At 70.5% G+C, this 13,972-nt stretch carries 2 protein-coding genes; both read left to right on the forward strand.

What is annotated here, in order from left to right:
* Positions 1-470: 470 nt before the first annotated feature.
* Positions 471-12,566, forward strand: a complete 12,096-nt coding sequence (locus tag Q4V64_RS33745; RefSeq protein ID WP_124439455.1) for a polyketide synthase — start codon at positions 471-473, stop codon at positions 12,564-12,566.
* 86 nt (positions 12,567-12,652) lie between these two features.
* Positions 12,653-13,960 carry a hypothetical protein gene (locus Q4V64_RS33750; protein ID WP_124439454.1) on the forward strand — a complete coding sequence of 436 codons (1,308 nt, stop codon included), beginning with the start codon at positions 12,653-12,655 and terminating at the stop codon, positions 13,958-13,960.
* The last annotated feature ends 12 nt before the right edge of the window (positions 13,961-13,972 follow it).

The raw sequence follows: 13,972 nt of genomic DNA on the forward strand, positions 1-13,972 counted from the left end.
GCGACGCGGCATCCTTGACTACCTGCGTGGCGAGGCCCTCCCTGTCAGACTCTCGTGAGACATGAGGACAATCGAGTCTTCTGTTGCTGGTAGGGCGAGAGGGCCGCTTCGTCGAAGCCCTCGATCTTCCGGTGATGCCGGGGCGCGATCTGCGGCTCGAACGAACCGTCCCGGTCCCGCGGGACGTCGATCTTCACCTCACCGATCTCGGTCCGCACCCGCTTCGACCATTGCCCGTTGCGCGAGTTCGCCACCCCACGCCGGCCGGATCGCCCTTCTCGTAGCCGAGATGCTCGCTCATCTCCCCCTCCAGTGCGTCCGGGCTCGCTCGACCAGCTGCCAACTGATGCCCCGTCAACAAGCAAGACCTTCAACTCACTTGAAATAATATCTTGTCTGCTTATCATGACTGTGCGTCATCAGCGTTGATCATTCTGCAACGCCTCTACGGGGGAACTGGGGGAACAGTGATGCGGACTCTGAGCGTGGTTCTGATCGGTAAGGGCGGTGTCCTCGCTCGTTGCGGTGAGGCTCTGCTGTCGGCAGGGCACCGGATCCGGGCGGTGGTCACCGGCGACGCCGTGGTCCGCGCTTGGGCCGTCAAATCGGGAATCGGCCATCTCGATGACGTGCTCCTCGACCCGGCCCGGCTGTCGTGCGACGTGCTTCTCAGCATCGGGAACGACGCCCTGATCCCCGAGGCACTGCTGGCATGCGCGCATCGGACGAGCGTCAACTACCACTACGGTCCGCTGCCCGAGTACGCCGGCCTGAACGCACCCTCCTGGGCCGTCGCCAACCGTGAGAGCGACTACAGCATCACGTGGCACCGGATCGGCGAACTGGTGGACGGCGGCGACATCATCAAGCGGATACCGGTACCGGTCGAGCCCGACGAGACCGCGCTGTCGCTGGGCGTCAAGTGCGACGAGGCGGCTGTCGCCAGCGTGGCCGAGCTGATCGGCGACATCGCCGAAGGCCGTGAGGCCGCCGTTCCCCAGGATCTGGCCGCGCGTCGATACTTCTCCCGGCACACGCAGTTCTCCGCCGAGGGCCTGATCGACTGGGCCCGCGAGGCCGAGGACATCGTTGCGATGGTCCGGGCGACCGACCACGGGCTGTTCGGCTCCCCGCTCGTGTGGCCCAAGGTGAACGTCAACGGGCGCATCCTCGCCGTCCGCGAGGCCCGCGTCGGCGCGGCGTCCCCCGGTGCCGCACCCGGCCAGGTGCTGACCTGCGACGCGGACGGCCTGAACGTGGCCACGGCCACCGGTGCCGTTCGCCTGATCCGGCTGAGCACGCTGGAGGGCGAGCCGGTCGACACGGACAGCCTCTCGGCGGAGAACGCGGTCCAGGCCGGCCTGATCCTCCTGGCTCCCGGCGACGCGCTCCGGAACAGCATCACCGAGACCGGCACTCGGGCGTCCAAGGCCGCAGCCCACTGGCGCAAGCGCCTGGGCGCCGACGCCCACCCGTTCCGCCTGCCCTTAACGGCGCAGGACTCTGGCGCCGAGCAGGACGCCGCCCCCGTCGTCGCGCGCTGCGCCGCTCCCGGCGGAGTGTCCGCCCTGGCCGGCATGGTGAGCACGTACCTGAGCCGGGCGGCCGCGACCAACGACGTCACTCTCGCCGTCGCCGCGCCCCGCGACGGGATCGACCCCGACTACCGGGACCTGTTCGCCGCCTGGCTGCCGCTGCGCGCCACCATCGACCCCGGCCGGACGATCGCCGACAACCTCCGGGCGGTCGCCGAGGAGTTCCGTCTCGGGCAGGAGAAGGGATGGCTGCGCCGTGACCAGATCGGACGGGACGAGACGCTGCGCCGACTGTGGGACGCCGGCGATCTGACGCCCGACGTGATGATCTCGTGGGCCGATGCGGCGGAGCCCGCGGACGCCGGGCGCCCGGCGCTGAACCTGGTCGTCCGACCCGACGGCGAGACGGTCGAGTTCCACTTCGACCCCCAGCGTCTGGCCCGCGGCGACGTCGCCCGCCTCGCCGAGCAGATCGGCGACTGGTGCGACCGCGTACCCGGGCTGGCCGACGAGACCCTGGCGTCCGTCGACATCCTCTCCGCGTCGGAGCGCGCGTCGTTGACCGACGCCTTCAACGCCACCGACGACCACACCGTCCTCGGCCACCGCCTGCACACGCTCTTCGAGCAGGCCGCCGAGCGCCATGCCGACAACGTCGCACTGATCTGCGGCGACATGCGGCTGACCTACGGTGAGCTGAACAGCCGGGCCAACCGTGTCGCGCACACGCTGATCGAGCGTGGCATCGGCCGCGGCGACCTGGTCGGCATAGGGCTGGACCGCTCGCCCGACGTCGTCGTGGCCGTGCTGGCGGCGCTGAAGACGGGTGCCGCCTATGTGCCGATCGACCCGGCGTTCCCGGCGGAACGTATCCGCCAGATGATCGACGACGCCGCCCCCCGGATCGTCCTCACCCCGACCGCTCCACCTGCCAACCTCGCCGAGTGGTCGACGCGCTGCCTGAGCATCACGGATGCCGCAGGCGAGCGTGGAGACGGCGACGCCGCCAACCCGGGCGTCGAGGTCCAGGCCGACGACTTCGCCTACGTCATCTACACCTCCGGCACCTCCGGCACGCCCAAGGGCGTGGAGATCAGCCATGGCGCGCTGTGCAACCTGCTGGAGTCCATGCGCCGGGAGCCTGGCTGCGCCGAGAGCGACCGGCTGCTGGCGGTCACCACCATCTCCTTCGACATCGCGGTCCTGGAACTGTTCCTGCCGCTGCTCAGCGGGGCCGCCACGGTCATCGCCCAGGCCCACGAGACGGCCGACGCGAACGCGCTCATCGGCCTGATGGAGCGTCACGGGATCACGATGATGCAGGGCACGCCGGCGACCTGGCAGCTGCTGCTCGACGCGGGCTGGCAGGGCGAGCCGCGCCTGGGCAAGATCCTGTGCGGGGGTGAGGCCCTGCCGCGCGCGCTGGCCGACCGTCTGCTCGACTGCGGCGACGCCGTCTGGAACATGTACGGGCCCACCGAGACCACCGTCTGGTCCAGCATCTGGCGGGTGGAGCCGGAAGGCGATGTCGTCATCGGCCGACCGGTGGCCAACACCCAGCTCTACGTCCTGGACGAAAACCTCGCGCCGGTGCCGCCCGGCTTCCCCGGAGAACTGTGCATCGGCGGCGCCGGCGTGGCACACGGCTACCACGCCGCCCCCGAGCAGACCCAGGCCCGCTTCGTCCCCGACCCGTTCCGCGTCGGCCACACGCTGTACCGCACCGGCGACCTGGCCCGGTTCGTCGCACCCGGCGCGCTGCGCGTGCTCGGCCGCAACGACAGCCAGCTGAAGCTCCGCGGCCATCGCATCGAGCTGGGCGACATCGAGGCGACGCTGACCGCCCACGACGACATCGCCCGCGCGGTCGTCGTCGGCCGCGACGAGCAACTGGTCGCCTACTGCGTCCGCGAGGCCGCCGCCTCCAGCGAGTCCGCCGAGTCCGCCGAGTCCGCCGACGACAACGAGATACAGCGCGTCGCGCTGGCCGAGTGGGCCAGCGCCTGGGACAGCGCCTACGAGTCCGACGCCGACGACGACACCTTCAACCTGGCCGGCTGGCGCAACAGCTACGACGGTCTGCCGTTCTCCGTGGCCGAGATGCGTGACTGGCAGCGCGGTTCGGTCGACCGCATCCTGTCCTACGCGCCCCAGCGCGTGTTCGAGGTCGGCTTCGGCACCGGGCTGATGATGTTCGCCGTCGCGCCGCACTCCACCGTGTACCACGCGGTGGACGCCTCGTCCCAGGCCGTCGAGGTCACCCGGCACCACCTGCAGTCGCTGCCGCATGTCACGTGCGAGCACCGCCCGGCGCACGACCTGCCGGCCGTGGCCGCCGGCTCCTTCGACACCGTGATCGTCAACTCGGTGGCCCAGTACTTCCCTGGCGTCGACTACCTGACCTCGGTGCTGGAGTGGGCGACCACCGCGGTGACGGAGGGGCGGGTGTTCCTCGGTGACATCCGCGACCTGTCGCTGCTGCGCATGTTCCATGCCGACGTGATCCAGTTCCGCCACGACGGCCTGACGCCCGAGGAGGTGGCCCGCCGCGTCGAGCGCGAGGTGCGGGCCGAACGCGAACTGGCCGTCGCGCCGGACTACTTCGCCGACCTCTCCGCTCTCTTCCCGCAGATCACCCGCGTCGACGTCATGCTGCGCAACGGCCGGTACGTCAACGAGATGACCCGCTACCGCTACGACGTGACGCTCCACATCGGCAACGGCCCGGAGGCGCAAGCCGCCGACACCGAGCACGACTGGCGGACCGAGTCGCTCGAGATCGCCGCCGTGCCCGCGCTGCTCGCCGGCCTCGACGGCGGGCCGCTGCGCCTGACCGACGTGCCCAACGGCCGGCTCGCCGCGGTGCCCGATCGCGTCGGGGCCCTCGGCGAGGCGAGGGAACCGTACGCCTTCCCGGTGGACCCCCGTGACCTCACCGAGGTCGCCCAGGAGGCCGGAGTGGAATGCGCGCTGCTCCCCAGCCGCTCCGGTGACAAGCGGACGTTCGACGCGGTGTTCTGGCGCCCTGGCCAGACGCCGGACCTGAGCCTGCGCCCGGCCGCCGCCACCGACCGCGCCGCGCTGGCCCGGTACGCGAACGTGCCCGCGGCGGGCGAGCCGGCCAAGGAGCCGATGGGCCGCATCCTTCGCCCCTGGCTGGCCGAGAGGCTGCCCGCGTACATGGTGCCGGCGTTCTTCGTCGAGCTCGACGAGTTCCCGCTCACCCCCAACGGCAAGATCGACCGCAACGCCCTGCCGGACCCGGTCACCGACGCCGGAGCCATGGCCAAGCCCGCCAACGAGCTGGAGCGGGACATCCTCGCGATCTGGGCGGAGGTACTGGGCCACGACCGCATCGGCGTCAACCAGAACTTCTTCGAAATCGGCGGTGACTCGCTGCGCGTGGTCCGCGTCCAGACCCGGCTGGAGAAGGTGCTGGGCCGGCCGATCTCCTCGGCCAAGCTCTTCGAGCACTTCACCGTCAAGGCCCTGGCGGAGCACCTCACCGGCGCCCGGAGCGGCCCGACGCAGATCCCGTCGAGCCGCCGGGCGGAGGACGAGCCCATCGCCATCGTCGGCATGGCCTGCCGGCTTCCCGGCGACGTGAGCAGCCCGGAGGAGTTGTGGGACCTGCTGGAGCGCGGGGCCGACGGCATCAGCGAGGTACCCGCCGACCGATGGGACGCCGACGCGATCTACGACCCCGACCCGGATGCGCGCGGCAAGTCGGTGACACGCCGCGGAGGCTTCCTCGCCACGCCGATCGACATGTTCGACGCGTCGTTCTTCGGTATCGCGCCGCGGGAGGCGCACGCGATGGATCCGCTCCAGCGGCTGATGCTGGAGACGACATGGGAGGCGTTCGAACGCGCGGGCTACACACTCGACCAGCTGCGCGGAAGCCAGACCGCCACGTACATCGGCGTCGGCAAGAACTCCTCGTACCACGAGTACGGCATCACCACCGGCGGTTCCATAGCCGACCTGGACGGTTACGTGGGTACGGGCTCCGCGCTCGCGACCGCGTCCGGCCGGCTCTCCCATGTGTTCGGCCTCGAAGGCCCGACCATCACGATCGACACGGCCTGTTCGTCGTCCCTGGTGACCACCCACCTCGCCGCCAACGCGCTGCGTGACGGCGAGTGCGACCTGGCCATTTCCGGCGGCGCGACCATCCTGCTCACGTCCAACATGAACGTCGAGTTCAGCCGGCTGCGCGGGATGTCGCCCGACGGGCTGTGCCGGTCGTTCTCCGCCGACAACGACGGGACCGGCTGGAGCGAGGGCGTCGCCGTCGTCATCCTGAAACGGCTCTCCGACGCGCAACGCGACGGCGACACCATCCATGCCGTCCTGCGCGGCACCGCCGTCAACCACGACGGCCATGCGGCGAGCCTGACCACGCCCAGCGGACCCGCTCAGCAGAAGGTCATCCGCGCCGCCCTCGGCGCGTCCGGGCTGCAGCCGAAGGACATCGACTATCTGGAGGCCCACGGCACCGGCACCCGCCTCGGCGACCCGATCGAGGGCACCGCTCTCGGTGAGGTCTTCGGCGGCAGTCACCCCGATGAACCGCTGTGGGTCGGCTCGGTCAAGTCGAACCTCAGCCACACCCAGGCGGCCGCAGGCCTGGCGGGTGTGATGAAGGTCGCCCTGTCCATGCGGCACAACGTGATTCCGCGCACCCTGCACGTCTCCGAAGCCACCCCGGACGTGGACTGGGCAGGCGCGAACATGGCCCTGGCCCTGGACCCGCAGCCGTGGCTGCCGAAGGACCGGCCGCGCCGCGCCGGCGTGAGTTCGTTCGGCATCGGTGGCACCAACGCACACGTCATCGTGGAGGAACCGCCGGCGCCCCTCCCGTCGGACAGGCCCGCGGCGCAGCCGCCGTCGACGCTGCCGTTCGTGGTGTCCGGGTTCACCGACGCTGCCCTGCGCGCGCAGGCCGAGGCGCTGCACCAGTACGTGGGCATGAACATCCAGGACCGGCCCATCGACCTGGCGCATTCGCTGGCCACCACCCGCAGCCACTTCCGCAAGCGGCTCGTGGTGATGGCGAAGGACAGATCCGAACTGCTGGACAAACTCGGTTCCTTCGCCCGCAGCGGGGAGACCCCGCCCGGCGCCGCGCGGACCGGTGACAGTGCCGAGGAGCAGCGCCTGGCCCTGCTGTTCACCGGACAGGGCAGTCAACTGGTCGGCATGGGCAGGGATCTGTACGAGACCCATGAGGCGTTCCGCGACGCGCTCGACGAGATCGCCGCCCACTTCACCGAACTGGACCGTCCGCTGCTCGACGTCATGTGGGCCGAGGAGGGAACCGACGACGCCGCGCTGCTCGACCGGACCGACTTCACGCAGCCGGCCCTCTTCGCGCTGGAGGTGGCGCTGTGGCGGCTGTGGGAGAGCTGGGGCGTACGTCCGCAGCTGCTCCTGGGCCACAGCATCGGCGAACTCGCCGCCGCGCACGTCGCCGGCGTCTTCGACCTGGCCGACGCGTCCCGTTTGGTGGCCGCCCGGGGCCGCCTGATGCAGGCGCTGCCCAGCCGCGGCGCGATGGCTTCGATCGAGGCCGGAGCCGCCGAGATCGAGGCCGCGGTGCGGGAGCTGGAGCTGACCGGCACGATCGATCTGGCCGGCCTCAACACCCCGACACAGACCGTCGTCTCCGGCGACGCCGACGCCGTGCGGGCCCTGGTGGCGCACTTCGCCGGCCAGGAACGCCGGGTCAAGGAACTGACGGTGTCGCACGCGTTCCACTCCCACCACATGGACGCCATGCTGGCCGGCTTCCAGGCGGTCTCCGAGACCGTGACGTACCGCCCCCCGACGATCCCGCTGGTCAGCAGTCTCACCGGAGCTCTGGCCGCGCCGGGCGAGCTTGAGCAGGCCGCCTACTGGGTGCGCCAGGTGCGCCACGCGGTGCGCTTCAGCGATGCCATCGCGACCCTGCACCGCGAGGGCGTCACCACTTTCCTGGAGCTCGGTCCGCAGCCGGTGCTCTCCGGCATGGGCGTGGCGTGCCTGGCCGACGAGACCGACATCGCGTGGCTGCCGTCGCTGGCCGCGGGCAAGGACGGCTTCGCCGTGGCCCAGCGCAGCCTCGCCGACCTGCACGTGAGGGGCGTGCCGGTCGACTGGCGGGGCTGGTTCAGCTCCTTCGGCGGTGAACGGGTCGACCTGCCCACCTACGCCTTCCAGCGTGAGCGCTTCTGGTTCGAGCCGTCGACGCCACGCTCGGTCGGCGCCGGTCTGGACGACACCGACCACCCGCTGCTGGGCGGCGCCGTGCGGATCGCCGGCACCGAGACGGCGGTGTTCACGACCGTGGTGGCGCCCGAGGAGCCGGCGTGGGTGCAGGACCACCAGATCATGGGCACCGTCCTGATGCCGGGCACCGCGTACATCGAGGCGATGCGCTCGGCTGCCGACGCCACCGCACCCGGCGAATGGGACGTGGCCGACGTCGACTTCCTGTATCCGATGGTGTTCGCCGGCGGCGCACCCGCCCGCCTGCAGGTCGTCGTGGGGGAGGAGTCCGAGGGCGCCCGGCCGGTCCAGGTGTACAGCGCACCGGACCGCAGGGACGGCGAATGGCTGCTGCACGCACAGGGCCGGATCGTGCCCGCGAAGCCCGTCACGGCAGCCGCCGTGGTGCTGCCGCCGCCCGGCGCCGAGCGTCTCGACGTCTCTGCGCTGTACGACGAACTGGACGCGATCGGCTACGAGTTCGGCCCGGTGTTCCGGGGCATTCAGGAGGCGTGGCAGGCCGACGGGGTGGTGTGGGCCCGAGCGGCCCTGCCCGAGGACGCCGCGCACACCGCCGGCAGCTACGTCCTGCACCCGGCTCTGCTGGACTCGGCGATGCAGTCGCAGCTCTTCAGCATGCGGATGCACAACACCAACCCCGAGGACGTGCTCGTGCCGTTCGAGGCGGAACGGCTGTCGATACGGGAGAAGGGCCGGGGAGAAGTGTGGGTCCGGGTAGCCGAGTTCGAGATGGGCGACGGCGAGTTCCACGCGTCCCTGGACCTCTTCGACCCGGCCGGCGGGAACATCGGCCGGCTGGAGCGGCTGCACGCCCGGCGGGTCGACCGCGCGGTGCTGCGAAGGCTGGCCGCGGAGGGAGTGGACCGGCTCCGGTTCGAGGTGAACTGGCGGCCGGCCGACACCGAGAAGGTGGAGATCGGCGGTTCCTGGGGCCTGCTGTCGCCGGGCGGTGATGTGCCGTGGGCGGCCGAGGCGAAGAGGGCGCTGAGCCGGGCCGGCGTCCAGGCGTTCAAGGTGCGCGACCTGGAGGAAGCCGCGGAGCTCGACGGCGTCATCTGCCTGTGGGACGCCGGCCAGGACACCCTGGCCGGGGCGCACACGCTGTCCGCCGCGGCACTCGGCCAGCTCCACACCGCGGCCGAGGCCGGGTTCGTGCCGCCGTTGGTGTGGCTGACCCGCCGCGCCGTGGGTGTCAACGCCGACGACATGGCCTCCGGGCTCGGCGCGGGTCCGCTGTGGGGCCTGATGCGCACCGCCCGCAGCGAGCACCCCGACCTCGCCTTGCGCCTGCTCGACCTCGGTGACGAGGACGCCGATCTGGCCGCTCTCGCCCCGGCGCTGATGCTCTCCGATGAACCGGAGTGCGTGCTGCGCCGCGGCGAGGTACTCGTCCCGCATCTCGAGCGGGTCGGAGCCTCGGGCGAGCTGACCCTGCCCCCGGAGGGCCGCTGGCAGCTGGAAATCGCCGCCAAGGGCCGTCTGGACCAGCCGCTTTCGGTGCGCAGGGTGACCCCGAAGCCGCTGGCTGCGGGCATGATCAGGGCTGACGTGAAGGCCGCCGGGGTGAACTTCCTGGACGTGCTCAACGCGCTCGGCATGGTCGAACTCCCCGTGTTCGGCATGGAGTTCTCCGGCGTGGTCACCGAGGTCGGGACCGGCGTCAAGGACGTCCAGGTGGGCGACCGGGTCCTGGGACTCGGCCAGGGCTCGTTCGCCGCGGAGGTCGTCACCGACGCGCGCTGGGTGGTCCGCGTCCCGGAGAACCTCACGTTCGAGGAGGCCGCGACCGTCCCGATGACGTTCCTGTCGGCGTGGTTCGGCCTGCACGACCTGGGCGCGCTGAAGCCGGGCGAGCGGGTGCTGGTCCACGCCGCGGCGGGCGGCGTCGGCATGGCAGCCGTCCAACTGGCGCGACTGCACGGCGCCGAGGTGTACGGCACTGCCAGCGAGCCGAAGTGGGCGGCGCTGCGCGAGATGGGGCTGGACGACGACCACATCGCGTCCTCCCGCGATCTGGGCTTCGTCGAGTCGTTCGGCCGCACCGCGCCCGGACGCGGCTTCGACGTCGTACTGAACTCGCTCGCCGACGAGTTCATCGACGCGAGCCTCGGCATGCTGGGCGAGGGCGGACGCTTCCTGGAACTCGGCAAGATCGACCTGCGGGAGCAGTCGTGGGTGGACGAGAACCACCCCGGCGTGAAGTACCGGGTCTACCACCTGCTCGAGGCCAATCCGGACCGGATGCACGAGATGTTGGTGTCGCTGGCCGAACTGTTCGCGGCGGGCAAGCTCACGCCGCTGCCGCTGCGCAGCTTCCCGATCACGGCCACCTCCGACGCGCTCCGCTTCATGGCCCAGGCGCGGCACGTGGGCAAGGTGGTGCTGATACCCACCGAGCAGAAGGAGTTCATCCAGCCGGGCGGATCGGTGCTGATCACCGGTGGCGTCGGGGGCCTGGGCGGGCAGGTCGCCACCTGGCTGGCGGACGCCCATGGGGTGCGCGACTTCGTGCTCACCTCGCGGCGCGGCCCGGACACCCCTGGCGCGGACGCGCTGGTGGCCGGCCTGGAAGAGCGCGGCGCCACCGCCACGGTGGTGGCCGCCGACTCCGCCGACGCGGACAGCATGGCCTCGGTGCTGGCTCTGTTCGACGCCGACCGTCCGCTGCGCGGTGTGGTCCACGCGGCCGGTGTGCTCGACGACGGTGCGCTGTCGGCGCTGACGCCCGAACGGCTGGACACCGTCTTCTCTCCGAAGGTGGACGGGGCCTGGCATCTGCACCAGCTGACGCGCGATCTCGACCTGGACTTCTTCCTGCTCTTCTCCTCGATCTCCGACATCCTGGGGGCGCCGGGCCAGGGCAACTACGCGGCGGCCAACGCCTTCCTCGACTCGCTTGCGTACCTGCGCAGGGCCCAGGGCCTGCCGGCCACCTCGGTGGCCTGGGGACCCTGGGACGGCGAGGGCATGGCCGCAACCCTCAGCGAACGGGACCGGGCCCGGATCAGCCGCACCGGCATGGACGCGCTCTCTCCGCAGGACGGCCTGGAACTGCTGGAGGAGACGGTGCGCAGCGGCCGCCCGCTGACCGTGGCGGCCGCACTGGACCTCACCGGGATCCAGAGCTACTACGAGGGCCAGGGCGGCGTACCCCCGCTGCTGCGCTCGCTGCTGAGCGCCCACGGTGGCGGCGGCTCCCGCGCCAAGGGCGACGGCGGTGCGGCTCTGCGCAAGCTGCTCGCCCAGACGGCTCCGGCTGAGCAGGAGTCGGTCGTGCTGGACATGGTCCGCGAGGGCGTGGCCAGGACGCTGGGCTTCGCCTCGATGAGCGACGTGGACCCCGGCCTGCCGTTGCAGGACCTCGGCATCGACTCGCTGACCGCCGTCCTGATGCGCAACCAGCTCGCGGACATGACCGGCATCGCGTTGCCGGCGAAGGTCGCGCTCGATCGTCCGAACCTGAAGTCGCTGGCTCAGTTCCTGCTGGAGAAACTGCTGGAGCGTGGCCTGGACGAACCGTCACAGGCGGCCGACTCCACCGGTGAAGACACGGCCGGTGCGGCGGACACGGACAACGCGGCCGGTCTCGACATGGCGCTGGTACGCAAGGGTTACCTGGACCCGACGCTGCGGTTCGACAACTGCCAAGGCGAGCTGGGGCGTCCGGAATCCGTGTTCCTCACCGGTGCCACGGGCTTCGTCGGCGCCTTCCTCCTGCGCGAACTGCTGGTCGCCGGCGTCGCCACGCACTGCCTGGTGCGGGCCGACGACCAGGAGAGCGCCACGCGGCGGCTGACCGGTGTGCTGTCGAGCTACGGCATGTGGCAGGACGACTTCGCGTCGCTGCTGCACCCGGTGGTGGGCGACTTGTCCCAGCCTCTGTTCGGGCTGACGGACGAGGCGTTCGGCAGGCTCGCCGACGAGGTCGACGCGGTGTGCCACTCCGGCGCCCTCGTGGACTGGGTGCGGCCCCTGAGCGAGTACATCGGCCCGAACGTGGTCGGTGTGCACGAGTCCCTGCGGCTGGCGTCGACGGGCCGCGGCAAGACGGTGCACGTCATGTCGACCTTCGGGACCCTGCCGCGCTATCTCGGGTACGAGGTCACGCCGGACCAGATGGAGTACGGCTACGTCACCTCCAAGTGGATGGCGGAGCAGATGGTGACCGCGGCACGTTGGCGCGGCGCCAAGGCCTCGGTGTACCGGCTGCCGTTCGTGGGGCCGTCCGCCACGACGGGCCACTTCCGGCTCGACCGCGGCGACTTCCTGCACAATCTGGTCGTCGGCAGCATGGCCCTGGGGTGCTTCCCGAGCACGGGCGCCAGCCTCACGGCTGTCCTGCCGGTCGACCATCTGTCCCGGACCATCACTGCGATCATGCTCGACGAGCGGGACCGCATCGGCCGGGACTACGACTTCGTCAACGCCGGGGCGCCGAGCTTCAACCGCTTCTTCGAGATGGTCGGTGCGGTGGCGGGCGCCGGTGAGCTGGTGCCGTTCGACGAGTGGAAGCAGCGGGCCCTGGCCTTCGCGGCCACGGACACCACGAGTGCACTGGCCCGGATCGCCGCACTGGTGGACGGACTGACGCCGGACAACCTGACGCTCACGTTCGGGGCAGGCCTCGCCGGTGAGCATGTGCTGGGCGGCGACGACCATCCCGCGGCGCCGTTCGACGAACAGTTCGTCGAGAGGTACGTCCACCGCATCATCGCCTCCGACAAGGCGGCCGCCAGGCCGCACGGCCCCGTCGGGGCGTGACGACACCAGGCGCAGGTGGAGCCGGACCGACGGACGGCTCCACCGGACCCGGACCGACCCCCGGATACCCAGGAGAGTGGAACGGCATGAGTACACCATCCGACCAGGAGCCCGTAGTGACGGGCACCTACCAGCCCAGCGGCACGTACCTGCACACGTCCGCCGGCGCGCACGCCGAGAAGTTGATGCCGGTTCTGGACAAGTACCCGGTCGACGCCGGGGAGGTGGAGTCGCGGCTGCCGCCGAAGCGCAGCCTCAACCCCAGCTGCTTCTATCCCGACACGACCCCCACCGTGGTCGAGCAGATGAACCTCGACGACGGCCTCGCCGACAACCTGGCCAGGCAGCTGCGGTGCCAGGCCGTCATCCAGGAGAGTTTCGCCGAGGCGTCGATCGGCAACTACTTCCCGCTGTCGACGATGTTCGAGAACTGCGTGCTGTTCATACCGTCGGCCAAACGCTTCTACGACCTGAACCAGGAGATCGTTCACAAGCACTTCCCCGAGGTGGAGACCGCGGTGGTCAATGCCTTCGTGGTCACCGCGAACAAGCGCTCCTACGGCACCCACTCGGCCAGCGGCATCGCACTGCAGATCCCGTCGCTGGTGAAGAAGCGGCTCGGCTTCCCGACCGAGTACCGCAGCTTCCACACCGCGGTGACGCCGACCCCGCTCGACCGGCAGCCCTTCGTGATCTTCGAGGAGGCCGAGGTCGAGGCTCCGAACCTGCAGTTCGCGTACGAGAAGATCATGGAACACGGCGTGGACAAGGAGGAGAAGGCCGCCGTCGACAAGGCCCTCTACCTGTTCCTGGAGGGCAAGCTCTCCGAGATCGACCTGCCGACCGTGCGCGACTTCCTGATGGCCAAGTACTGGGAGAAGCGGTACGCCGACACGCCGTCTCCCGGCTACTACTGCGACTCGCGGGTCGGTGACGCGCTGGTCTTCGACAACTACCGGGCCCACGGCGACGGCACGCTGCCCGGTTCGCCCAAGGACCGGCTCACGATCGACTTCCGCTGCTTCAACAAGGTGCACTACCCGCCGGGCATGTCCAGCGGCCTCGACTTCATCGTCGACCCGGCCGAACGCGACTACCAGATCAGCCGCAAACGGGCCTCCCTCGACTTCCTGCTGACCACGCTGGGTTACGAGGGCATCGACGAGTTCATGTACCTCGTGTTCGGCACCCGGCACACCGAACACATCAATCCGTTCGGGCTGATGACCGACCTTCAGTACGGCGTATACAACAAGTCCGAGTACCACCTGCTGGACCAGAACCTCGACGCTCACTACGAGCGCGTGGAGCGGCTGTACGACCAAATCGAACAAGACGGCGAGTACGTCCTGCCCGACGGCGCGAAGCAGCGCCTCCAAGCGCTCGCGCTGTAGGGGACGCGGCAT

The sequence above is a fragment of the Streptomyces sp. NL15-2K genome (assembly GCF_030551255.1).
Taxonomy (GTDB): Bacteria; Actinomycetota; Actinomycetes; order Streptomycetales; family Streptomycetaceae; genus Streptomyces.

Bases quoted from the DNA above. Each gene is read 5' to 3' on its own strand.
- Q4V64_RS33750 (WP_124439454.1), top strand. From the start codon at position 12,653: ATGAGTACACCATCCGACCAGGAGCCCGTAGTGACGGGCACCTACCAG.
- Q4V64_RS33745 (WP_124439455.1), top strand. From the start codon at position 471: ATGCGGACTCTGAGCGTGGTTCTGATCGGTAAGGGCGGTGTCCTCGCT.